This is a genomic window from Paenibacillus sp. FSL K6-2859 (assembly GCF_038008265.1).
Lineage (GTDB): Bacteria > Bacillota > Bacilli > Paenibacillales > Paenibacillaceae > Paenibacillus_AQ > Paenibacillus_AQ nitricinens.
Genome location: NZ_JBBOYU010000001.1, coordinates 6,514,780 through 6,538,460, shown reverse-complemented (window position 1 = coordinate 6,538,460; position 23,681 = coordinate 6,514,780). Strand labels below are relative to the sequence as shown.

21 protein-coding genes are annotated in these 23,681 nt (G+C 44.9%); 15 read left to right on the top strand and 6 right to left on the bottom strand.

All coding sequences use genetic code 11. The features are described 5' to 3' along the window. The first annotated feature begins 1 nt into the window (after window position 1). Together hydA and MHB64_RS29140 are read left to right on the top strand one after the other, a co-directional pair. The gene (hydA, locus tag MHB64_RS29145) at window positions 2–1,429 is read left to right on the top strand and encodes a dihydropyrimidinase (protein WP_094868322.1); all 1,428 of its coding nucleotides are present in this window, start codon (window positions 2–4) and stop codon (window positions 1,427–1,429) included. Next, window positions 1,429–1,680, top strand: a complete 252-nt coding sequence (locus MHB64_RS29140; protein WP_094868321.1) for a hypothetical protein — start codon at window positions 1,429–1,431, stop codon at window positions 1,678–1,680. The genes hydA and MHB64_RS29140 overlap by 1 nt, the downstream gene beginning before the upstream one ends. A 334-nt stretch (window positions 1,681–2,014) precedes the next feature. Here the strand turns inward: MHB64_RS29140 and MHB64_RS29135 are convergent, their stop codons facing one another. Next, window positions 2,015–2,527, bottom strand: a complete 513-nt coding sequence (locus MHB64_RS29135; protein ID WP_341135926.1) for a GNAT family N-acetyltransferase — start codon at window positions 2,525–2,527, stop codon at window positions 2,015–2,017. Between the two features lie 149 nt (window positions 2,528–2,676). On the opposite strand from MHB64_RS29135, the gene MHB64_RS29130 reads away from it, so the two are divergent. After that, complete coding sequence (locus MHB64_RS29130) at window positions 2,677–3,294, top strand: TVP38/TMEM64 family protein (protein ID WP_094868319.1); 618 nt, start codon at window positions 2,677–2,679, stop codon at window positions 3,292–3,294. Window positions 3,295–3,338: 44 nt separating this feature from the next. Further along, window positions 3,339–4,253, top strand: coding sequence for an aldo/keto reductase (locus MHB64_RS29125; RefSeq protein WP_094868318.1), 915 nt, complete (start codon window positions 3,339–3,341; stop codon window positions 4,251–4,253). An 8-nt stretch (window positions 4,254–4,261) separates the two neighbouring features. Here the strand turns inward: MHB64_RS29125 and MHB64_RS29120 are convergent, their stop codons facing one another. From MHB64_RS29120 to MHB64_RS29105, 4 genes are all read right to left on the bottom strand, one after another. After that, window positions 4,262–5,773, bottom strand: a complete 1,512-nt coding sequence (locus MHB64_RS29120) for an aminotransferase class V-fold PLP-dependent enzyme (RefSeq protein WP_341135925.1) — start codon at window positions 5,771–5,773, stop codon at window positions 4,262–4,264. Window positions 5,774–5,898: 125 nt separating this feature from the next. Continuing rightward, window positions 5,899–6,375, bottom strand: coding sequence for a DsrE/DsrF/DrsH-like family protein (locus MHB64_RS29115; protein ID WP_094868316.1), 477 nt, complete (start codon window positions 6,373–6,375; stop codon window positions 5,899–5,901). Between the two features lie 242 nt (window positions 6,376–6,617). After that, complete coding sequence (locus tag MHB64_RS29110; RefSeq protein ID WP_094877300.1) at window positions 6,618–6,935, bottom strand: hypothetical protein; 318 nt, start codon at window positions 6,933–6,935, stop codon at window positions 6,618–6,620. Window positions 6,936–6,989: 54 nt separating this feature from the next. Continuing rightward, window positions 6,990–7,613, bottom strand: coding sequence for an acetate uptake transporter (locus MHB64_RS29105; protein WP_042192624.1), 624 nt, complete (start codon window positions 7,611–7,613; stop codon window positions 6,990–6,992). 290 nt (window positions 7,614–7,903) lie between these two features. Between MHB64_RS29105 and MHB64_RS29100 the strand changes: the two genes are divergently transcribed. The 4 genes from MHB64_RS29100 (at window position 7,904) to MHB64_RS29085 (ending at window position 11,925) form a co-directional block, all read left to right on the top strand. Continuing rightward, on the top strand, window positions 7,904–8,866 hold the full coding sequence (locus tag MHB64_RS29100) for a prenyltransferase (RefSeq protein WP_341135924.1): 963 nt from the start codon (window positions 7,904–7,906) through the stop codon (window positions 8,864–8,866). 133 nt (window positions 8,867–8,999) lie between these two features. After that, window positions 9,000–9,776 (top strand): DUF6081 family protein, encoded by a 777-nt coding sequence (locus MHB64_RS29095; RefSeq protein WP_256989907.1) that lies wholly within the window; start codon window positions 9,000–9,002, stop codon window positions 9,774–9,776. A gap of 38 nt (window positions 9,777–9,814) precedes the next feature. Then, the gene (locus MHB64_RS29090) at window positions 9,815–10,768 is read left to right on the top strand and encodes a 1,4-dihydroxy-2-naphthoate polyprenyltransferase (RefSeq protein ID WP_094872046.1); all 954 of its coding nucleotides are present in this window, start codon (window positions 9,815–9,817) and stop codon (window positions 10,766–10,768) included. Between the two features lie 161 nt (window positions 10,769–10,929). Then, window positions 10,930–11,925 (top strand): Gfo/Idh/MocA family protein, encoded by a 996-nt coding sequence (locus tag MHB64_RS29085; RefSeq protein ID WP_094877353.1) that lies wholly within the window; start codon window positions 10,930–10,932, stop codon window positions 11,923–11,925. A 108-nt stretch (window positions 11,926–12,033) separates the two neighbouring features. Here the strand turns inward: MHB64_RS29085 and MHB64_RS29080 are convergent, their stop codons facing one another. Next, a complete protein-coding gene (locus MHB64_RS29080) occupies window positions 12,034–13,392 on the bottom strand; it encodes a dicarboxylate/amino acid:cation symporter (RefSeq protein ID WP_094877356.1) in 1,359 nt (452 codons plus the stop codon). Window positions 13,393–13,578: 186 nt separating this feature from the next. Between MHB64_RS29080 and MHB64_RS29075 the strand changes: the two genes are divergently transcribed. The 7 genes from MHB64_RS29075 (at window position 13,579) to MHB64_RS29045 (ending at window position 23,639) form a co-directional block, all read left to right on the top strand. Then, window positions 13,579–13,755 carry a hypothetical protein gene (locus tag MHB64_RS29075; RefSeq protein WP_341135923.1) on the top strand — a complete coding sequence of 59 codons (177 nt, stop codon included), beginning with the start codon at window positions 13,579–13,581 and terminating at the stop codon, window positions 13,753–13,755. A gap of 48 nt (window positions 13,756–13,803) precedes the next feature. Continuing rightward, window positions 13,804–14,577: a hypothetical protein gene (locus tag MHB64_RS29070; RefSeq protein WP_341135922.1), complete on the top strand. Its 774-nt coding sequence runs from the start codon at window positions 13,804–13,806 to the stop codon at window positions 14,575–14,577. A 73-nt stretch (window positions 14,578–14,650) separates the two neighbouring features. After that, complete coding sequence (locus tag MHB64_RS29065) at window positions 14,651–18,370, top strand: S-layer homology domain-containing protein (RefSeq protein ID WP_341135921.1); 3,720 nt, start codon at window positions 14,651–14,653, stop codon at window positions 18,368–18,370. Window positions 18,371–18,567: 197 nt separating this feature from the next. After that, window positions 18,568–18,699, top strand: a complete 132-nt coding sequence (locus MHB64_RS29060) for a winged helix-turn-helix transcriptional regulator (RefSeq protein ID WP_341135920.1) — start codon at window positions 18,568–18,570, stop codon at window positions 18,697–18,699. Between the two features lie 243 nt (window positions 18,700–18,942). After that, window positions 18,943–19,740, top strand: a complete 798-nt coding sequence (locus MHB64_RS29055) for an ABC transporter ATP-binding protein (protein WP_341135919.1) — start codon at window positions 18,943–18,945, stop codon at window positions 19,738–19,740. Next, a complete protein-coding gene (locus tag MHB64_RS29050; RefSeq protein ID WP_341135918.1) occupies window positions 19,737–21,395 on the top strand; it encodes a hypothetical protein in 1,659 nt (552 codons plus the stop codon). The genes MHB64_RS29055 and MHB64_RS29050 overlap by 4 nt, the downstream gene beginning before the upstream one ends. 228 nt (window positions 21,396–21,623) lie before the next feature. Then, entirely contained in the window at window positions 21,624–23,639 is a 2,016-nt protein-coding gene (locus MHB64_RS29045) for a bifunctional diguanylate cyclase/phosphodiesterase (protein WP_341135917.1), read from the top strand. Window positions 23,640–23,681 lie beyond the last annotated feature (42 nt).

The window sequence follows — 23,681 nt, the reverse complement described above, 5'->3', positions numbered from 1 at the left end:
GATGAAGAAGATTATTAAAAATGGCATCATCGTTACCGCAGCAGATACGTATACAGGCGATGTGGCGATTGAAAACGGGGTTATTACAGCGATTGGCCTTCATCTAGAGGTCCCGGGTGCGGAGATTATAGATGCCTCTGGGTGTTATGTTTTTCCTGGAGGCATCGATCCTCATACGCATCTGGATATGCCTTTTGGCGGCACAGTTACAGCCGATGATTTCGAGACGGGAACTATTGCGGCTGCATATGGCGGAACGACCACAGTCATTGATTTTTGCTTAACCACCAAAGGACAACCGCTACAGCAAGCCGTAGATACATGGCATCATAAGTCGCAGGATAAAGCGGTGATTGATTACAGCTTCCACCTGATGGTCTCAGAATTAAACGATAAAGTACTGGGCGAGCTTCCGAAGATTATTGAGAATGAAGGCATTACCTCACTTAAGGTATTTATGGCCTATAAGAACACTTTTCAGGCGGATGACGGTACACTTTTTAAGACACTGCAAGCCGCGAAAAAAGAAGGCGCGCTCGTAATGGTGCATGCGGAGAATGGGGATGTCATTGAATATTTGGTGGAGCAGGCTTTGGCTGCAGGCAACACCGATCCGATCTTTCATGCGCTGACTCGTCCGCCAGAGCTGGAGGGTGAAGCTACGGGGCGTGCGGCTTATTTGACCGAGCTGACGGATTCACAGCTGTATGTTGTACATGTGACCTGTGCAGAAGCTGCTTGGAAGATTGCTGAAGCACGTAAAAAAGGACTGCGTGTTTACGGCGAGACTTGTCCGCAGTATTTAGTTCTGGATCAGACGGCGCTAGAGAAGCCAAATTTCGAAGGTGCCAAATACGTATGGTCTCCGCCGCTGCGTGAGCAGTGGAATCAGGATGTGTTATGGGATGCGCTGTGGAGCGGCAGCTTGCAGACGATTGGCTCGGATCAGTGCTCCTTTGATTTCAAAGGGCAAAAGGATCTGGGACTTGGCGACTTCTCCAAAATCCCGAACGGTGGACCGACCATCGAGGATCGGTTTACGATTCTTTATTCGGAAGGTGTGCAGAAGGGGCGGATCTCGTTAAATAAATTCGTGGATATTATTTCGACCTCCAGTGCCAAGCTGTTTGGATTGTACCCGCAAAAAGGCACAGTAGCAGTAGGCAGCGACGCTGACTTGGTTATTTTTGATCCAGCTGTAGAACGAACACTCTCTGCGGACACGCATCATATGAACGTCGATTATAATGCGTTTGAAGGCTTTGAAGTAAAGGGAGAGCCCGTTTCTGTCCTCAGTAGAGGTGAGTTTGTGATTCGCGACAAGCAATTTGTTGGCAAGGCGGGCTCGGGAAAATATTTAAAACGCAAGCGTTTTGCAGCGGAGGCTCCCCTTCCGTCCAAGGCAGAAATTAGCGGAGGTGTAGTCTAGTGTCTGCTTATGCGGAATATGTCAAAGAACAGCAAGAGATCGACGGGCTGCTCTTTAAAGGATATACCATTGCCAGTATCCAAGAGGACTTGGACGGTGCCCGAATAAAGTTTGTTAGAGGAGAACCTGCCAAAAGCACAATAGAGTTATTGTTGCTGACAGCGGATGCCCGTAAGTACGTGACCACTCTTGTGGTTGCAGGGCAGATGGAGGCAGGTGAGCAGACCGGTTGTTACAGTGGAGAGGTTTGAGGTGTATGAGTTGAAAACCGAGTAGTAAGCTTCTGGATTAGGGAGCTTGGTGCTCGGCTTTTTGTTGTGTCATTGTAAAGCGGGTGCTGAAAATGTGACGTTATTTTGCGTAATTGCTCTGGGAGGACGATTATAGGGAAAATCTCCGTATATTTAGCCGATTACGGTTATGAAATAGATATTAAAGGGAATACCTCCCTATAAATCACTATGATATCCCTGATATTGAACGATTCCGGTAAATAAAAGGGAGCTATTCCCTTTATATTGGTTTTTATCTCTTGTAAGACCTAGATATAGGGAGACTTTCCCTATATCTAGTCCTTTATCTAATTTACAGCTTCTGTTCATGCTCCATATACTCATGCCGTAATATGGACATGATATGCAGAGATTCAAAGTGTTCCCCTACTTTTATACAGTCACGTAGAGTACCTTCCAGTGTAAAGCCACAGCTTTCATAGACATGGCGTGCTCTGTGGTTGTGGTCTCTAACATCTAACCATAGGCGATGTGATTCAGTGTGGCGAAAGATCCAGTCGGTCACGAGACAAAGCGACAGCTTACCATACCCAAACCCCTTGGAATGGATGACGATTCTTTTAATACAAACGGTAAGATGAGTGTCTTGAAGTCCTGTAATGATGATATAACCGACTCTTTTTCCTGAACTGTCCCAAACTGTAAGATGTAGAATATTTGGGTCTTGGAGGGTTGCAGCGTGTTCCGCTTTAGTCCATTGACCGATATAGACGCGGTTTATTTCGCTTTGTTCAATGGCTAGAACGAACGCTAAATCCTGCACAGTGGTACGTTGTAAAACCATGGCTTCTGAATGGATGATCATAACCATACGCCCCTGTCTCATATATACTTTTTATCTATGGTAACTGACGATTTACTCACTGTCATTCATGTAGTAGGAATGCTCGCAACTTCGTGTATAATTGAGACCAGGTGTTAAGAATTCCAATCGGATGAGGAGATCAGCTGGTTATGTACTTTCTTGATATTATGTCTTGGCTGACAGAGGATAATCTGCGGCATCTGCTTGAACAATATCGTTCGTTTGGGCCCTTTCCGGGCATTGCATTGACGTTTATGAAATCATTTATACCACCACTACCAACGATTGCGATCGTAGGGTTAAATGGAGCAGTATATGGGTTATGGTTAGGTTTTTTGTATTCTTGGATCGGCCTGGTTGCGGGCTGTGTGACTACATTTTGGATTATTCGCAAAGTGGCGTCCCATCGTTATCTGCGAAAATGGGCTGAGCGCCCCAAAGTAGCCAAAAGCATGACATGGGTGCGGCAAAGTGGATTCAGCTATGTTTTTCTGCTTAGTATATTTCCGGTAGGGCCCTTCGTTGTAATTAATATGGCTGCTGGTCTGGCTGGTATGAGGTTTCGGTCGTATCTCCTAGCGCTCACTGTAGGGAAAGCGATCATGGTATTTGCGGTTTCATATATTGGAAATGATCTGGAACGGTTCATCCGCCAGCCGTGGGAGATCCTCTATGTGTTGGCATTTATTGGCCTGTCACTATGGGGTGTTAAAGCCATCGAGGCGCGATTCGCTAGAACCGTACAGGATGGAAATAAGAGCGCTTAGTATTGCGAATCAACTATTTAAATAGAACGAAGGAGGAAATGAGGATGAAATATCGTAAGCTTGGCAGTACAGGAATGAATGTATCAGTGATCGGCTTGGGTACTTGGCAGTTCGGTGGAGAGTGGGGCAAGGATTTCACTCAGGTTGAAGTTGATGCCATGCTGGATAAGGCAGGAGAGCTGGGTATTAATTTGATTGATACGGCTGAATGTTATGGAGACCACTTATCAGAGAAGTTCATCGGGGGCTATCTGGCTCGCCGGAAACGAGAAGACTGGATTGTGGCTACGAAATTCGGACATCATTTTCAGGGACATTTGCAGAGGGAACAGTTATGGCGTGCTGAGGATGTACTTAAGCAGCTAGATGATTCATTGCGTGCACTCCAGACAGAATACATTGACCTTTATCAATTCCACTCGGGCACAGATGAACAATTCGATAATGACAAGCTGTGGAGTATGCTCGACAGACAGAAGCAGGCAGGAAAAATCCGTCATTTAGGTGTCTCGATAAGTGCATCAGGCTCGGGTGTACATCAGACCTCTGCAGCAGCGGATGTTCAAGCAGAGGCCATACAAGTAGTATATAACCGGCTGGATCGTCAACCTGAGGAAGAGATTCTTCCGCTCTGCATCGAGCATAAATTGGGTGTGTTGGCGCGTGTTCCGTTGGCGAGTGGTTATTTAAGCGGCAAGTATAAGCCGGATGCGGTGTTTGGTCAGGGTGATGTGCGAGCTAATCATAAAGAAGATGTAAGACAAAAACAGCTACGCGCTGTAGCTGAGATTGCAGCGAACGAAGTGCCTTCTGGTCTCGATATGGCGCAGTGGGCTCTGGCGTGGTGCCTTCAGCATTCCGCGGTAACCAGTGTAATTCCAGGTTGTAAAAATGTAGAGCAAGTCATCTCCAACGCCAGTGCTGCTGATCTGGATATGGTGAAGGGTTCCACACAATAAGCTGGGGCCTACACAGAAAAAAGCTCCTTAACCTTCGCCTCGGCTGGATTCTCCTCGTAGATATGGGTCCAACTGTTCGTGGAAGCGTCATAAAAATAGTCCTGTTTCCATTGCTGGAAATGGATTGCGATACTTTGTACAGCGGATACAATTCTCTCTACCTCCTGATTCGTCATAATAGGGTGTAGAGAGATGCGGATCCAACCTGGTCTAAGCGACTGGTCTCCTACAGTAATTGCCTCAGCGATCTGAGAAGATTGCGCCCATCCTAATCCAAGCAGGTAATGCCCATATGGACCCGCACAGGAGCAGCCCCCCCGGGCTTGTATACCAAAGCGGTCATTCAATAGTTGAACTGCAAGATTATAATGAATATCACGTAGTGTAAAAGAGACAATGCCATGTCGTTCTGTATGATCTCCAGCTAGCAGCGAGCATTCGGGTATGCTACGGAGCCCGTTCATTAATTGCTGGCATAGCTCATGCTCTCTAATCACCATATATTGACCGTTTCCATTCATCTGGTCCTTTAGCTTCACGCAAAGTGCTGTCCGAAAAGCTTGCAGAAACCCCGGCGTTCCCCCGTCTTCCCGCATCTCTATTTCATTGGTGTAGCGGCGTCCTCCCCAAGGATTGACCCAAGCCACTGTACCTCCACCCGGTTCGTCAGGAATACGACCATTACTTAGAGCCTTATCAAAAATTAGAACGCCATTCGTGCCCGGTCCACCCAGAAATTTATGCGGAGAAAAAAAGATTGCATCCAGCTTCTCCAGTGGTGAGACAGGATGCATATCGATAGGCTCATAAGGAGCACTGGCGGCAAAATCTACAAAACAAAGGCCTCCGTGACGGTGCATAATCGCGGCAAGCTTCTGGTAGGGAGTCTGAATTCCGGTTACATTGGAGCAAGCCGTAAATGAACCGATTTTCCAGCGGCGATGCTGATACAATTTCAACTGGGCTTCAAGCTGCTGAAGATCTATATTTCCATTTTCTCCGGGAGGAACAGTCACGACGTCACCAATCCCCTCCTGCCAGGGAAGGATATTGGAATGATGCTCCATATGGCTGGTGAAGATCACAGGACGCTCCTCCATCGAATGGGAGCTATAGTCCTGAAGCCATTCAGGGAGCCTTAAGCCCATGATACGCTGGAGCTTGTTTACGGCTCCCGTTGTTCCATTTCCGCAGTAGAGCAGGATGTCCTGGGGGCCAGCATTTACATGCTTTTTAATAATTTGTCGTGCTTCATTATAAGCCAGTGTCATGGTTAATCCGGTCATGTTGGAGTCTGTATGTGGATTACTAACATATGGACCGAAGGCTTCCTGAAGCTTCCGCTCAATCGGTTCATATAAGCGTCCGCTTGCAGTCCAATCGGCATACAGCAGTGGCTGTCTACCATAGGGAGTGGTGATCTGATGCCGAATACCAATGGTGTACTCACGAAAAGTCTCGAAATGGTTTTGTAGTGAAGCGGGCGTCTCTGCAGAAGAGGCGTGGATGATGTTTAGCACGGATTTCCCTCCAGCCCGTACACCGTCTATTCTAAGGTTATAAGTGTGTTATCGGCGTACCAGTAGTTTCTATGCCACCAGTATATGCTTGCTTGGGGAATTGGGTTAAAGCCTAGTTGATTCATTTAAATAAATAATTGAACATCGCTTTCTAGTGCATCTTTTAAATACGACGCAGCATCTATAATCTCGACCTCTGGCAGTAGCTCCTCTGTTTTAAAGCCCATAATCTCGACGGAGAGCTTGCAGGCATAGAACTTGATGTTTTTCTTACGAGCCCCTTTTAGAAAATGGATCAGCTTCGGCGCACCTTGCTCCTCCATCATTTCTTCTAACATCATCCGGCCCAGCCCGCTGAAATTCAAATGGGAGAGTGGCAGCTGGTTAGGACCTTTTGGCGTAATGACATCCATCAGCTTCTCATAAATACTCTTATCCTCTAGCGTCATCTTCTCCGGATCACGTACTAGAAACAAACCCCAGAAAGAGAAAAACATCGTAACCTCTACATCAATATCTCTCGCAGCATTCGCTAGAATCAGTCCTGCCATGGCTTTGTCGTATTCTCCGCTGAACATCAGAAGATTTATTTTTTTACTCACCTGCATAGGCCTCCCGTTACATATTTTGAATTATAAGAAAGTATAAGTATCACGAAATACGTTATCCTTATAATTCTCGCATAAACGCTTACCGTCCTTAAGAGGACGCCGAAGGCGTTTTAGCTTAGAATGTCATTAGTATGGTTATGGAGGGGAGAAGTATGCGAAGGGACCTTCCGAATTCACAAAAAAAAGCCCCCTTACGGGAGCTTCATCACCTTTATTTTGTTACCTAGCTTCTACTAATGTGCTTCAGAATCTTTGGATTCTGGATCTAAGGTGCTGCGGATGTCATGGTAACGGGCGGAAAGCCAAATGCTTCCGGTAAATAATACGATGAGTCCAAGAACGATAGAAAATCGCCAGTCACCTGCTTTGAAGTTCAGCTGAAGTACGGTTAGTACAAGCGAAACCTGGGTCCAAACCAGTGTTCTTTTGCGAAAAGCCGGGATATCACCAGTCATCTTTGGGATGTTCCGAATGATCAAATAGGCAATAACTGCGAGAATAAGCGCAAATATAGCGGTTACGGCTAATTCAGAAGAGGATAGGACATGCATAGTCTCAGGCATCCTTTCAGCTTGCAAAAGTTAGGATTCAAAAAAGGTGAATTATTATTTCTTGAAAATACCTAGCGGAGCTCCGATCGGTAAGAAAGTGCGTCCAAAATGAGCGTTTAGCACAGAAGCGCCACATCCGTATAAGGATACGATACCAATTCCAAGTTCGGCGCAAGCAGCAAGCTTATGAAAGAATTCTGGAGCGATACCAAAGGAATCGAAGGTTAGTCCAATAAAAAGGAAATCTATCAATACAAAAATGATAAGCAAAACTCTATTAGCCTCAACCGCACCAATGGTCATAAAGATTGTAAAGATCAAATAACCCAGAAATACAAATCCGAGCTGCTTAGGATCTACAGCCTCTGCAAGCGTTGGGCCGAATACGCCGAGCTTGATCAGCCAGCTGCTAGCCATGCCGAACCAAAAGAAAGCGTAGGCGCCAAAGGCGGTCATACCAAAGGTGTTGTTGTGCTTAGCATCTTGAATTGCGGCAAATAGTTGAGCGAATGCTCCCAGGAAGATAGCCCAAGGAATGACGTAGCTAAGTCCTGTTGTAAACTCAAGCTTCTGCGAAGAAGCAACCAATGTGACAATAGCCAGTCCGAATAGCCCGATGGCGCTAGGGTCTGCGGTGACGATTTTGACAGATTGGGTGTTAGGGGATTGCGCTGACATGACAGTAAAAGCCTCCATTATTATATATAGTTTTACGCTCTTAAAAACAGCACTCAGGGAGCGCTGTTCATAGGCTTGCCTATCATATCATATCGGTATGGGCTTGCCTATAAAACAACACTCATTTTTTGTTGAGAAAGGGTGGTCTTATGTCCAATAAGAGGGTATTTACACGTTTATCATCTATTAATATATCCTTTAGCCGAACAAACGGAGTTATTATGTCAAGATTAGACATTATATGCAGTGATAATCTTCACAATCTATCGAAAATTGATGTATAATAGTCAGTGATAATTATTATCAAATCAAATGAAAAAGGCGGTAAGCTTGAAGTGAACAAATGGACATTATTTACCAAGGCGACCCGGTTTTGGAGTTTCTCTGTTATGCTCATCCCGATTGTTTTGGGTACGGTTGGGGCATATGTATGGGAAGGGGCATTCCATCCGGTTTTATTTATTCTTACCTTAATAGGGGCAATTTCGGCGCATTTATTCTCCAATATGGTGAATGATCTGTGGGATTTCCGCAACGGAACCGATACAGAAGCAAAGAATTCCGCTGGTGAAATCAGCACAAACTCCGGGCTACTGACAGGTGGAATCCTCTCGGAGTCTTTTTATGCAAGGATGACCTGGAGTATGCTGGGGATTGCACTCATCTGCGGTGGAATCCTTAGTATATATAGCGGTTGGAATATCCTCTGGTTTGTACTTGTAGGTGCTTTAATCGCTTATTTCTATGTGGCTCCGCCACTGCGTTATGGATATCGAGGCAAAGGGTACAGTGAGCTGGCCATCTTTATTGCTTTTGGTATTATGCCGGTATTGGGCTCTTATTTCGTACAAACGGGTCAATTCAGCATGAAGCCTGTTATTCTTTCGTTGCCAGTTGGATTTTTAACTACCTTATTGTTGTTTAATCACCATTTCCTACATTGGAAAGCGGATGAGCAGGCTGGAAAGCTTACGCTTGTTGTAGTGTGGGGGGAGCAGAAGGCACTTGTATTTTCGCGTGTACTTCTCTTCACTGGTTACGCCTCTGTGGTGGTCTGTGTGCTGATGGGCGTACTTCCAGTTTATGCGCTTTTGGCGCTAGTTACAGCTTTCTGGCCGATTCGTATTTATCGTGAACTGAAGCCACATAATGCTTCGCCAGCCTATATCCCACTCATGGGTGCTTCACAAAAGGCCTCCGTGCGTTGCGGTGTAGTGATGGCAGCAGCATTACTAATTCAAGGATTATTCTAAAAGTATAAGAATATATAGATTTCACGTTATACATTATCCTTATATTTCTCGCATAAACGCTTACCGTCCATTAGGGACGCTGAAGGCGTTTTTGCTTGTACTAATAATTAACATACAGAAGGAGTGAGCTTTCATGGAAAAGAAGGACAAGGAATTGATGAAGGAAGAACCAAACGCTAAAAGTAACCAAATGGTGCTTGGAGACTTCCACTCTATTTTAGAAGAAGGAAAGGTTTGGAAAACAGGTGGATTTACACTGCCTGATGGATCGTTCTGGGCTTATCGTGAACCGGAAGCGGTAGTTATTGTTCGTAATGATACCTTGTATGTACGTGCCAAATTATCTCGTGAGAATCATCAAGTGCAAATTCTAGACAATGCTAAGCATATGTATTACTCCGCGGAGCCAGTGGAAATTCCTGAGGCTGGAGAGATTAGCTTCGAGCTTCAAATTCGTTGCCGCACACAAGGAACAGCACCTGGAGACTTGTACGACGGTTATGTATCGCTGAACTTGCTTGATTTTACGACAGGTGCGGCGTTAGACTTTTTTGCGGGAAATGATAAATATGCTAGTGTATATGGTATTCTGCCGTTCCCGGGCGTACAAGTACCAGAGAGCAAAGGAACGAAATATTTCTGCATCTTTAAAGAAGATACGGATTTCCAGCCACGTGAATTTAATACCTACCGCATTACGTACCACCGTGGCAAGGATGAGGCTGTATTCTATTTGAATGGCAAAGAGGTACGCCGCGAGAAAAATATTCCGCTCAAATTCAACAACTTTACAGTGGCGCTCGGAATTATGACAGAGAAGGATCTGAGTCCTGAGGGTAGCGTGTCTGTGCATGGACAAACGGTTATTGCTGAATGGTCCCCAGTAAAGATTACAACGACTGAACAGTAATACCTTGCAGGCTCAATTGATAAATAAGGGTGTATGGTGTGAATATTAAAAGCTTTCTAAGATTTGTGGAGTTGCCGACAAAAGTAGCCAGTATGATCCCCTTCCTAATGGGGACGCTGTATGCCCTGTACCGGTTTGAGGATTTTTATGTGTTGCGTTTTGGTTTGATGTTCGTTTCCTTACTAAGTTTTGATATGGCAACGACAGCGATTAACAACTATTACGATTTTAAAAAAGCTTCCAAAACCCACGGCTATGGCTATGAAACGCATAATGCAATTGTACATTTTAAGCTAAAAGAGAGCACCGTCGTGGCGACCATTGTTATTTTGCTAGTGTTGGCTGCAGGGGGAGGGATCGCCCTTGTTACTCAGACAGGTTTGCTGGTCTTTTTGCTGGGTGGACTGTCGTTCTTAATAGGTATCCTTTATTCGTTCGGACCGATTCCGATCTCGCGGATGCCGTTAGGTGAACTGTTCTCAGGTTTGTTTATGGGTTTTGTTATTATTTTTATCTCTGCTTATATCCATACCGACGAGCATGTGGTGTCGCTGCTGCTTCAGAACGGCTGGGTCAGCCTGAATATTAACATTGTGGAAGTGCTATACCTGTTCTGGTTCTCTGTTCCCGCCATTTTAGGGATTGCAGGGATTATGCTCGCTAATAATATCTGTGATATTGATGAAGATATGGAGAACCGCAGGTACACGCTTCCGGTCTATATTGGCCGCCGCAATGCGCTCTTGCTGTTTAAATATCTTTACTATGTCTCTTATCTGGATCTTGTAGTGTTGCTGATCTTGGGGGTTAACCCTATTCTTGTCTTGGCGATTCTACTTACACTGATCCCCTTGCACCGAAATATCTATTTGTTCACACAGAAGCAGGAGAAGGCGAGTACCTTTATTCTTGCCGTCAAAAATTTTGTGTTGATGAGCACGGCACGTATGGTTGTGCTTGGTGCGGCTGTCCTGTTAAATATGATCATGTAGCTTCTCCATCGAATTAAAAAGCAGTGTCTATCGGAGTCGAGGCTCCTTTGGGTGCTGCTTTTTTTGCGTTCTGACTGTTCTCTTTGATTAGTGCTGCGTTTCATTTTATGATAAGGTGTCTTAAAGTATAGTAACTAGACCAAGGGAAGAGGTGTGCCGTTATGGTGCAAAAACTTCGCTGGGGGATCATAGGCTGTGCGCAGATTGCGACAGGTTCAGTGATGCCAGCTATCATGAATTCAGATTCGGGAATGATTAAGGCGATAGCGAGTCGTGGCTTGGAAAAAAGCAGCGCTGTAGCCGCAGAGTTCGGAATAGAGAAAGCATATGGCAGTTATGAAGAGTTACTTGCAGATAAAGAAATCGATGCGGTGTATGTTCCGCTCCCGAATCATCTTCATCGAGAATGGGTGATCCGTGCGGCAGAAGCGGGTAAGCATGTGTTGTGTGAGAAACCGATCGCGCTGAACAGTGCAGAGGCTGCAGAGATGGTGAAAGCATGCAACGATGCAGGCGTCCACTTAGCAGAGGCATACATGTATCGGCATCATCCACGGATTGCTGAACTCCAGGACATTATCGCTAGCGGTGAAATCGGAGAATTACGCTCGATTCGAGGTACATTTACTTACAATGATGCTACAGACACTTCAAATATTCGTTTTAAATCGGCTTGGGGCGGCGGCTCGCTTTATGATGTGGGCTGTTATCCATTAAGTGCAGCACGACTTTTGTTTGGGACGGAGCCGGAAGCTGTGACCGTGCATGCGAAGTTCTCCCCTGAGCATGATAATGTAGATATGATGGCTTCAGGGCTGGTAGAGTTTCCAAATGGTTTAAGCTTGATCTTTGATTGCGGTATGTGGGCATATAACCGCCAGCTCTTGGAGATTCTTGGGACTGAGGGACGAATTGAGGTGCCTATGCCTTTCAACGCTAGAGACGAGGATGCGGAATTCTTTGTGTACACTGGCGATGAGATGAGACGGGTTGATGCCACAGGGGCTAATCCGTACATTCGGCAGGTGGATGATTTTGCAGCTGCTGTGTTCACAGGAAAGAGACTCATTGCACCGGAGGATCCAGTGCTAAGTATGCGGCTGGTTGAAACCTGCCTTGCTTCAGCTAAACAACGCCAAAGAATTAGCATGCAGTAATAGCTGAATCTTATATGAATCTACAAAAAAACCTCCGGCTTTCTGCTATAAGCAGATGCCGGAGGTTTTTAAAATATAAGAAAGGCGTTTTGCTTGCGTGTTCAGCGTTTAAACTGTACCCACTAGAATATCATCTTCGTCGTCATTGCTATTAAAGGCTTCGCGGTCAAATTCACCTTCTGAATTTGCGACCAACAACGCGGTTACAGCTGTTCCCGTTGCATTTACAGCGGTACGACCCATATCGATGAGCGCTTCTACACCTGCAACGATAGCGATTCCTTCAAGCGGCAGACCAAGAGCGGTTAATACTACCGTAGTGGAGATTACGGCTGGTCCAGGTACGCCAGCTACACCAATAGAAGAGATAATACTTACTAAGACCAGCGTAATGTAGTCCGTCCAGTTCAGATCAATACCGAATACTTGGGCGGTAAACACAGCCACAATTGCCGGCCAAATCCCGCCGCAAGCATTAAAGTTGACCGATGCTCCTAATGGGGCGATAAAGCTCGCGATCCGTGGGGAGACATGCAGACGCTTCGTAATGACTTCAAGATTGACAGGAAGTGTTGCGTAGCTGCTTCTGGTTGTGAAGGCAACAGTAATGGTTGGATATATTTTGCGGAAGAAACGAATTGGGTTCACTTTCGCTACCAATAGAACCAACCCGCCAAAGATAAGCACAAAATGTATAATCATTGCTACATATGAGGTGATAATAACACTGCCCAGCTCCTGCAGCGTTTCCCAGCCATACCGAGCAGTAATTCCGGCAATCAGTGCGAATACGCCGTAAGGTGTCAGGCGAATAATGAATTTCACGACCTGATGCAGTATCAGTGTCAATGACTCAATAAGATCACGTACAGGTTTCACGGCTTCTGGTTTCTTAGAACCAATCTTGATGATAGCTACTGCTAGGAAGATAGCGAAAATGAGCAGAGGCACAACTTTTCCCGTAGCTGCTTCATTCACAGGGTTAGATGGAACGAGATCTAGAATAACCTGTGAGAAGGTCGGAATTTCCCGAGCAGCGAAATCTGCGGGTACATCCTGCTGAATCCCTTGGCCGGGATTGAACAGCAATGCCACGGATAGGCCGATAATAGAAGCAATACCCGTCGTACCGAGGAACCAGGCGAAGGTTTTGATCCCTATTTTACGTAGATACTCCAGATTAGTTAAGGAAGAAATGCTGTTCAATACGAGTATGAAGACTAAAGGAATGACGAGCATGCGAATCAAGCTTACATAAATGCTGCCGAATGTACTGATAGCTTTGGTCTCTAAATCGAAGTATTGAAAGAATATTCCGGCAATAAGTCCGATGCCAAGTCCGATGAGTACCCGAGTACCAAACCCGATTCGTTTACGTGCCAGTAGAAACAAAATTGCAAAAACAAATATGGAAGCAACAAATCCATACCAGTTCGTTTCGATGGCGGATAACAAGTTGTTATCTATGTTCACTACCAATACCCCCTTAAACCTAGTTTTTTAATGTGATTAATCCTATTGAGATCAATCTATATAGAATTTATAGTAAAGTCAATGTAATAATATGTTAAAAATAATTAATCCCGATAAAAACCATGTGAAAAATAAAAATTGATTGACAAGGGACTGTAGCATGAATAATATGGAACTTAATTGTTAGACCAATTGGAATCGACTGGACAGCCGGAGATTCAACGAAAGACGCGTAATCTGCGTCTCGTTGAGTCTCTTTTTTATTTTAGAGAAGGGAGAGGTAATGGAGGTAAGATGCGAAAATGTAGTGAAGTGGCATGGATCGACTGGACAGCCAGAGATTCAACAGGTACGTAATACGTACCGTGTTGAATCTTATTTTATTTGAAAAGGATGGTACACATTATGAAAAAACTTACGATATCTTTGGTTGCTGCAACTGTCGTCTTTTCCGCACTGACGTATGCTGCAGTATCCGCTAATAAAAAGACAGCAGAGGCAGCATCCATTGAAGCAAGCAGTAATACAGCAGTATCCGTTTCTGCAGCAGCGGCATCTGTAGCTACTTCTGCAGCCGTAGTCGTTGTTCAGGCAGAAGCCACTTCGGCTCCTGTTACAGAAACGGTTCAACCGGAATCTTCAGCTCCAGCCGTGGAGACTGTCTCCGCAAAAGCGACTGCTGCTCCAGACGTAACCGTTGATTCTGGGGAGAAGATTGTTGCCTCAGCAGCTCCAGCGGTGGGTGAAACTCAGCCTAAGGCGACCGTCGCTCCAGCCGTGGAGACCGCTAAGGTAGCTACAACTACAACCACGGTAGCTGCGACTGTCAAAACGCAAACTCAAACAGCTACACCGGTTCCATCGGCTGCGCCTACGGCAGCTCCCAAAGCAAATGTAACGGCTAAAGCCGCTCAACCGACCGCCGCTCCTGTCGTATCTGCACAGCCTAAGGAAACCGCGGCACCTGTAGCCAAAGCAACGGAGACACCTACCAAAAAGGTGATTACCTTCTCTACTACAGAGGTCGTTAAAGCGACTGCTGCTCCAGTAGTTGAGCCTGCCCAACCGAAGACATCGTCCTCTTCTTCATCGTCATCCACGGTCAGCGCACCAGCAGCAGCTCCAGCGGAAACGGTTCAGGCACCAGCACCAGCCGTTGAGGAAGAGGTTTGTCCTTGATGAGCAGCAGGCTCATTCAGGATTCCTTTCAGCTCATATATCACATAAATCGATTTAAGGCGAGGTGCACATAATGATACGACCATTAACCTTTAAAAAAATTTTAACGCTGCTGCTGGCAGCCTCCCTGCTAATTCTGCCTACTCAGGCAGGAAGAGCTTATGCTAATCCGGATAACGCAGAGGCGCTGACCTCTTCCCAAGCTGGCGTTAACCAGTATGATTATTTCAATCATGTTTATGACCGTCTGAATGATCCTAACCATGTATTTAAAACGGCAACCTATGAGGATATCGTTCATCTTTTTGAGAGTGAAGGCACTTACGCTGTTCTGGTTGGCGGTGCTTGGAGCGGGAATACACAGGCCGACATCGGCTTTATCAACGAGGTAGCCAAGGAGTATGGCATCTCTACGATTTATAACTTTGATACTAAGCTGGATGGGGATACCCTTCAGATTGCAGACAGCAATAATAAATTTGCTTACAAATACGTTGATTTAGTAAATAAATATTTGAAGAATTTAAATCTATCCTCAAAGGACGTTCCAGAACGCAATGTTAGCTATACCAATAAAAACGGGGATGTCGTAACGGCTAATAAGATCGAATCTCCATTTCTCTTGGTATACAACAAGGATCACAAGGATGCACAAGGAAATATCGCTCCTGTTGTATCCTATCTGGATAAAAGCTACTCGTGGAATGAGTTCCTGACGAACGGAACACTTGATGCGGCGAAGGTTAATGCTTATAAAGCATCCGTAAGACAGGTGCTTAGTGCCGCTTCTGGGTACAGTACGATCGATGAGTCCGCTTATATCAAGGCAGCATTCAACAAGAACTATGAAGGTGAAAACCCAGGGAAACCTACGATTTTTAATGAATCGGATGGTACGCTCGTTTATGAACATGTTACCTATCATCAGCTGAAGCAAATTTTGGCGAGTGAGGGCAACTATGCGATCTTGTTAGGGGGCTCATGGTGCCCCAACACGCAAGCCGTTATTAAATATATTAACGAGTATGCCAAAAAACATAATATCGCTAAGGTCTACCTCTTCGATACTAAACTGGACTCGGGTGTGACGGTTGCTGAGCCTAGTAATAACAGTGGTACCGCTGGCAATGCGAATCCGCATAACAACAATGAGCTTCAAATTAGAACAACGAATCATCCATATGCGAAGCTGTATGTCGATCTGGTCCGTACTTATCTGACCAATATCAAGACCGAGAACAATACAGCAGCCAAGCCATCTGTGATTAGTTATGTGAATGAGCTTGGAGACACCGTGATTGGAGATAGACTTCAGGTTCCATATCTGTTCACGTACAACAAGGATAACAAAGATGCAGGCGGCACAAATGCACCTATTCTAGGGCATATTGAGCTTATGTACAGCTGGACGAACATCCAACCGGATTACGTGCAGGCGAATTACCCAGTCGGAGCCAGATACACTAACACTACAACAGCTCTGGATAAGCTATTCTCTAAACTGGAAGCTGTGCCCGCTGAACTTACAGGTGTAGCACCAACCGCAGCAGACAAGAAGGATGGGCAAATCTTGGGCACAAGTTCAGGCTTGGAATATAAGCTGGCTGGAGATACGGCATATACGCAAGTATCAGGCTCAGCGATTACAGGGCTTGCGCCTGGTGTTTATAAAGTAAGATATGCGGCTACATCAGGATCTCAAGGCCCGACGAACGCAGCGGGACCAACGATCATTCCTTATAATGCTGGAGAAGACGTAAGTGTGGAGGTGCCTGCTTATATCCATCAACAAGCAGCTCCAACAGGTCTATTCGGCGTAGCTCCTACTTCTGAAGCTAACGATGATGGGCAAATTACGGGCTCAGCTGAAGGGCAGGAGTATAAAGGTGTTGGAGAAGCTGATTATAAGCCTGTAACAGGCGTAGCTATCACAGGTCTTACTCCGGGCTTTTATAATGTGAGATTTGCGGCAAAAGAAGGATACAGTGTAGGTAAAGATGCTACTGTTGAAGTTCCGGCCTATGGCGAGCAAGCGGCACCTACAGGATTAGTAGGTGTGGCACCAACCAGTGCAGCTAATGACGACGGTAAAATTATAGGGACTACGAAAGCGCTGGAATATAAGCTGTCTACGGTTACCGATTATGTCTACGCATCAGATGTAGAGATCGTTGGATTGGTGCCGGGTATCTATCAGGTAAGATACGCAGCTAAAGAGGGATTTAACGCGGGTAGAGCAGCAGATGTAATCGTTCCAGCATTCAGTGCAGAGCAAGCAGCGCCATCCGGTTTACAGGGGGTAGCACCTACCTCTACAGCGAACAATGATGGGAAAATTACAGGAACCACGACAGCCTTAGAATATAAGCTGTCTAGTGTAACTAATTATGTGTATGCACCAGACAAAGAAATCACAGGATTAATACCGGGCACGTATCAAGTGAGATACGCAACCAAAGAAGGTTATAAGGCAAGTCCAGCGACTGACATTGTGGTTCCGGCCTATGTGCCTATTTCAGATCCTGGAACAGGTGGATCGGGTGGGAATTCTACACCGATCACGACTACACCAACACCAATAGCAAGCCCTCAACTGGTTGCTACAACAACAACTGGTAACACTGTGAATTTATCATCAACAGCAGCAACCAAAACGGATAAAACCACAGGAGTAACCACAGCAACAATCACGAAGGAAGTGGCTACCGAGCTTGTGAATCTTGCTAAAAAGGCAGAAGCGGATGGGAAGAAAGCCGTACTGGAAATTAAAGTTGCGGCTACTTCTGAAACCCGAACAGCCGAGCTTACGCTACCGAGAGGCATAATTAACGAGTTGGTCTCTGGCACAAAGACCGAGATTACCGTTTATTATGAGAATGTAGGTGCGATTACGCTCGATGCCAAATCTTTGGCAAGTATCAGCGCAGCCTCGGATGCAGGGGATATTGTCATAACCATTGCTAAGGTTTCGTTAACGGCAGAAGGTAAGGCTGTTCTCGGGGACAGACCCGTTTATGATTTGTCGGTAAAAGCAGGTCGGAGTATCATTTCCACCTTTGGTGGGGGCATTATCCATATCAGTGTGCCGTATACACTGCAAGCAGGAGAGCACAAATATGCGGTCATCGTATACCATATCAATGCCAACGGAAGCCTGGAGAATGTACGCGGGAATTATAACGCTGCCAAGGGAACCGTAGATTTTGTTACCACACATTTCTCCCAATATATTATTGGATATAACAAGGTGAGCTTTGCGGATGTTTCAGAGACTTCGTGGTATAGCAGTGCAGTAGGTTATCTTGCGGCACGCAGTATCACATCCGGTACGGATGCAGAGCATTACAGTCCGAATGCTGCAATAACTAGAGGGCAATTCATAGTCTTGCTCTTGAATGCTTATGGAATCATACCCGACGCTACCGCAACTGATAATTTTGCGGATGCGGGCAATACGTATTACACGAACTATCTCGCGACTGCTAAGCGCCTTGGGGTAGCCACAGGTTCGGGAGATAATCAATTCCAGCCAGAGGTTCAGATCACTAGACAGGAGCTATTTACACTCCTGTATCGCTCACTTGTAGCGCTAGGTGAACTACCATCCGAGAAGAAGGCTGTAACTCTTTCTGATTTTGGTGATGTAGGGGATATTGCTGGCTATGCACAGGAAGCCCTTCAGGCTCTGGTGGAAAGAGGTGTAGTAACCGGAGCGAATAGCAAGCTGAGTCCTAAAGAAGTTACTACAAGAGCGCAAGCGGCACAGGTCATTTATAATCTATTATCGAAATGATTGAGCGGTAGCTGAATGTAACAGTAGAACCCCCCTGCAAAAAAAAGCAGGGGGGTTCTACTGTTAAAACTTAATGCAGATTTTTCAGAAGTGTACATGGAAGATGGAATCATTTGTTACAGTGATATCAGAAGACGAATCGAAGGCATCTCTAAAAAATGCTAACTCAAACTTTGCGGTAACTGGAACAAGATGGATTGATAGAGCACGAGATTACACCTTCCGTTCCACCCGTCGTAGAGTATTCCCTAACACCCCTAGGGGTATCGTTACTTGAGCCTATGAGAGCATTAAATCAGTGGACGAGTCAAAATTATGTATGGGTTTAAAAGACCAGAGCTTCATATGATCAAGTGGATCAAACAGAATAATTTGCGTGGGATAGATCTCTTCACTCTAAGGGGGAACCAATGGTTCTCCCTTTTGTGCTGAAAAAGGCATTAACATTCATAAATATAAGATTAGTGAGTTAAATTATGGAGTGGGACTCAGTTGAATGATACAATTATTGTAATTTCATGGAATAGTAATTCTTAACATCGTCAATTAGTCGCTAGAGAGGGGATTAGGATATGGGCCTTGCTGATGATCCAGTCATTGCGATTTCTGGTTTATGGATGAACTACACGGACCGAATGGTGCTAAGGGGCATTGACCTTAAGGTATACAGAGGCCAAATTATTGGCTATATCGGCCCTAACGGGGCAGGAAAGAGCACAACTGTTAAGATTATGCTCGGTCTGGTAGAAGGCTATAACGGCAAAGTAGAGATTTTCGGTAGGGATATTGCTGATGGAGATGTTTCTTACAAGAAAAGAATAGGATACGTGCCGGAGGTGGCCGAATTATATGATAGTCTCACCGCTAGAGAGTATCTAACCTTTGTAGGTGAGTTGTATGGCATGAAGCGTAGTGATGTGGACTACAAAGCTGGAAAATTAATGGCCTTACTAGGTCTTGAGAAGGCTTATGATTCGCGGATCGCAACCTTCTCCAAAGGGATGAAACAAAAGGTACTGCTGATCTCCAGCATGCTTCATGATCCCGATATTCTGTTCCTAGATGAACCGTTAAGCGGTCTGGATGCCAATAGCGTAATGGTAGTAAAGGAGATTTTTGCATCTTTGGCGGCAAGGGGCAAGACCATTTTCTATTCTTCACACATCATGGATGTGGTTGAGAAGATCAGTAGCCGGATTGTTTTGATCGATGGTGGAGATATCGTGGCGGATGGGAGCTTTGCTGAGTTAAGAGAGAAGGGCCGCGAAGGGTCGCTTGAGGATATTTTTAATCAGTTAACTGGATTTGATAAATACCGTGATATTGCTGGGGAATTTGTTGCGGTCATGCAAGAGGTATCTTCCTCATGACTGATTTCTATGTGCTGAAGCTTCTGGATAAGCTGCGAGGTGGGTTTAGCCGAATCGGAGTTGATTATGATGTGATGCGGAGTATTCTGCAGGTCAAACTGACGATGGACGGAAGAAGAACACCGACAGTGCTGGCTGGAATGCAGAAAAAGGAGGAGAAGAAAGAGGGCTCGCCGCTGCGTGTGCAATGGATTTATTTACTTTTTGGCGTCATGTTAGTTCCTCTTATGATGTTAACGGGCAATTATATGCTACAAATGAGCCTTGTATTTGGTGTAGTGATGTTTATGATTACGACCACGCTGATCTCTGATTTCTCTTCCGTGATGCTTGATCTTCGGGACAAAAACATACTTGCTTCAAAGCCAGTGAACCGCCGTACCTTGAACATGGCGAAGAGCATCCACATTCTCATTTATTTATTTTCAGTGACGCTGACATTGACCGGACCTTCGCTGATTTTGTGCCTGTTTAAACAGGGAGTACTATTTTTTCTAATATATGCTTTTGAGATCATTCTGATGGACTGCTTTATTCTCGTTATTACGGCGCTGCTTTATTTACTGATCATGAAGTTTTTCGACGGGGAGAAGCTCAAGGATATTATTAATTATGTACAGATCATTTTGACTATAGGGATTACAGTAGGGTATCAGCTCGTAGTTAGATTGTTCGATATTGCTGAATTGAGTCTCTCTTTTAAGCCGGCATGGTGGCAGTATCTGATTTCTCCGATTTGGTTTGCGGCTCCCTTTGAGATGTTGATTGGCGGGGCCAGAGATACACACTTCGTCGTGCTTTCAGTACTAGCTTTAGTAATTCCGGTTCTGCTGATTGTGGCGTATGTTAAGCTGATGCCTCTATTCGAAAAGAGCTTACAGAAGCTTTCAGAGCAAGGGAATGTTGGCAACAGTAACGCCCGAATGGTGGACTGGTTGTCGAAAATAACTTGTAAGAACCCGTTAGAGGGAATGTTCTTTCGTTTTAGCTGGTCAATGATGAAGAATGAGCGTGACTTCAAGTTAAAGGTATATCCGGCAATCGGTTATTCCATTGTCTTCCCGTTCATTTTTATATTTGGGATCTTTTGGGATGGGAATGCATCGTCTATCAAGGATTCAAACACTTTCCTGATGATTTATTTCGGTGCGACGTTACTTCAGACGGTTGTTCTAATGCTAAGGTACTCTGCGGGTTATAAAGGCTCTTGGATTTATAAGCTGATTCCTCTGCCGAACACCGCACCCATCTATCGTGGAATGCTTAAGGCAGCGATAGTTCGCCTGCTATTACCTTTATTCGCTATAGAAGCGATAGTGTATCTTTGGTTGTTTGGGCTGCGAATTATACCAGACTTGGTAGTTGTCCTGTTTGCAATGCTGATCTATGGAGTCATTTGTTTCCGTTCTTATCCTCCGGTACTACCTTTCTCAGAACGTTATGAGGCAGCTAAACAGAAGGATTACACTGCAAATTCCTTTGGGTTATTATTTTTGCTGATGGGGATGGCAGGTATTCATTATGTCTTTACTTTGTTTATGGGTGGAATTTATATCTACCTGTTGGTACTGGTAGTTTTGAATCTATGGATTTGGCGAATTACCTTTCCGAAAAATATATCATTAACAGGTCATAATTCAAGTTTTCCGGGTTGAGTAATGTGTCAAATATGGACATTTTTCACGAAATAAAAAAAGGGTATAAATTCCAGTATTTACTTAGACAATCTTCTGAATACAGAGTAGAATACATCTAAAGTTTCTTTTTATGGATAACCTATAATCTTTACGCACTCTTCCATATCTAATATTCGTGTACTGATTTTTTACTTGAGAAATACGCTGAGTGATTACGGGATTCAAAACCGGTGAAGAGGTTAATTAATGGATAAAATGGGAATCCACTATAATGTATGGATTGTTTTACTATCATTTGTGCTAGCGGCGACAGTTACTTATTCTGCACTGAATCTGATTTCGCAAGTTTCGCGTTCTACTGGCAAAATCCGACGTCTGTGGTTGATCTCGGGAGCATGTGTGTTAGGCTGCGGTATTTGGGCAATACATTATGTTGGGATAATGGCGAATCGCTTTCCAGCGGAGGTCAATTATTATCCAGGCAGATCTATAATATCGCTATTGGTGGGTGTGTCATTCTGCTATTTGGCATTCCGGATCACATCTGTTCCTCAATTAAGGATATGGAATTTAGTAGTAGGTGGTATTCTCTTGGGAAGCGGCTTTTCGGCTATGCACTATATCGGAATGTCTTCTATAAAGATTGTGACGAGGATTCATTATGATATATGGATTCAAGCCGCTGCTGTAATTCTGATTTTGGTTTCGTCTTATATCGGATTATTGATGTTTCACAAGTTTAAAGAATGCGCAGGGTTTCAGCGATGGAAGCTATACTCGGCGTTGTTTATTGGATTTTCAGTTACCGGATTGCATTACACAAGTGTAAAGGCTAGTCATTTTGAATATAACAACTTGCCTGGAAGCAAACCTTTTTTTGTGGAGACGGATGTTATACTGTTAATGGCATTTTCGCTGGCAGCGTTACTTATGCTCGCAGTTTCTGCTGGCGCCGTATTTCTGGATCGCCATGTGCTTGAACGAATGGCATATCATGATCCACTAACAGAGCTGCCGAATCGACATGGACTAGAACGCTATTTTAAAGATGAATTTTTTGAAAGTGGATCTGGTGCTGTTTTTATAGTGGATTTAGATCGCTTTAAGTCAATTAATGATACGCTGGGACATGATATAGGTGATATGTTACTACAGGAGGTTGCTGTTAGATTAATCCGTTCTGTAGGAGATAAAGGGAAGACCTTCCGTTTAGGCGGTGACGAATTCCTGATTGCTCTGCCAGATTGCACGCTGGAGGGTGCGCAGGAAGAGGCGGCGCATATTATGCATGAACTTAAGAAATTCTATCGTATTCAGGGCAACGAGCTATATGTTACTGCAAGCGTTGGAATTAGTATGACTCCTTTGCATGGGACTGACCGCTCAGCGCTAATGAAGGCTGCGGATACGGCTCTTTATACTTCTAAGGATTCAGGTAAGAATAAATGGAGTGTGTTCGACCAAGAAGTAAATCGCAATCAGTTGCGGCGGATGTCGCTAGAGAAGGATCTTCGAAAAGCATTGGCTCGTTCTGAGTTTATGGTTGTGTATCAGCCGAAATGGGACTCTTATATGAATGTTACGGTGGGGCTTGAAGCGTTACTGCGCTGGAGACACCCAGAACATGGGATTATTTCACCAGGAGAGTTCATTCCTATTGCAGAGGAGACCGGACTGATCGTTCCGATTACCTATTGGATGTTACATGATGTGTGTAGCCAGAACAGGTTCTGGCATAAGGAAGAGATAGCTAACGTACCGGTCTCTATTAATATGTCCGCACGGATGTTTGAGGATGGAAGTCTATACGATGTTGTAGCGGAAGCACTCACATGTTCAGAATTAGAGCCACACTTTCTCGAACTGGAGATTACAGAGTCCATTGCGATGCATAACATGAAAGAGACGGTTGCACAGCTGTCTAGACTTCGAATGCTTGGGGTAAGAGTATCGCTGGATGACTTTGGGACAGGCTTTTCCTCCCTTGGTAATTTGGATGAGATCCCAGTGAACACACTCAAGATTGACCAAGTATTTATTCGTAACAGCAAGATGCACTCCAAGAAAGCTATTATCAGCAATATTATTGCGATTGCGACTCATCTTAATATGGAAGTCGTGGCGGAAGGTGTGGAGACACCAGAGCAGATTGAATTGCTGAAATCACTGGGCTGTAGAGTCATGCAGGGTTATTATTACGGTCGGCCGATGCCTGTACATGAGCTGGGTGAGTGGTTTTTAGCGAATACGGCAGCGTCGTGATCTCAATACATAGAAGAGGGGCTAGCGACCAAGCAGAATTTC

Coding starts and splice junctions, on each gene's coding strand:
- hydA (WP_094868322.1), top strand. CDS start 2: ATGAAGAAGATTATTAAAAATGGCATCATCGTTACCGCAGCAGATACG.
- MHB64_RS29135 (WP_341135926.1), bottom strand. CDS start 2,527: ATGATCATCCATTCAGAAGCCATGGTTTTACAACGTACCACTGTGCAG.
- MHB64_RS29130 (WP_094868319.1), top strand. CDS start 2,677: ATGTACTTTCTTGATATTATGTCTTGGCTGACAGAGGATAATCTGCGG.
- MHB64_RS29125 (WP_094868318.1), top strand. CDS start 3,339: ATGAAATATCGTAAGCTTGGCAGTACAGGAATGAATGTATCAGTGATC.
- MHB64_RS29110 (WP_094877300.1), bottom strand. CDS start 6,935: ATGCATGTCCTATCCTCTTCTGAATTAGCCGTAACCGCTATATTTGCG.
- MHB64_RS29105 (WP_042192624.1), bottom strand. CDS start 7,613: ATGTCAGCGCAATCCCCTAACACCCAATCTGTCAAAATCGTCACCGCA.
- MHB64_RS29095 (WP_256989907.1), top strand. CDS start 9,000: ATGGAAAAGAAGGACAAGGAATTGATGAAGGAAGAACCAAACGCTAAA.
- MHB64_RS29085 (WP_094877353.1), top strand. CDS start 10,930: ATGGTGCAAAAACTTCGCTGGGGGATCATAGGCTGTGCGCAGATTGCG.
- MHB64_RS29070 (WP_341135922.1), top strand. CDS start 13,804: ATGAAAAAACTTACGATATCTTTGGTTGCTGCAACTGTCGTCTTTTCC.
- MHB64_RS29065 (WP_341135921.1), top strand. CDS start 14,651: ATGATACGACCATTAACCTTTAAAAAAATTTTAACGCTGCTGCTGGCA.
- MHB64_RS29055 (WP_341135919.1), top strand. CDS start 18,943: ATGGGCCTTGCTGATGATCCAGTCATTGCGATTTCTGGTTTATGGATG.
- MHB64_RS29050 (WP_341135918.1), top strand. CDS start 19,737: ATGACTGATTTCTATGTGCTGAAGCTTCTGGATAAGCTGCGAGGTGGG.
- MHB64_RS29045 (WP_341135917.1), top strand. CDS start 21,624: ATGGATAAAATGGGAATCCACTATAATGTATGGATTGTTTTACTATCA.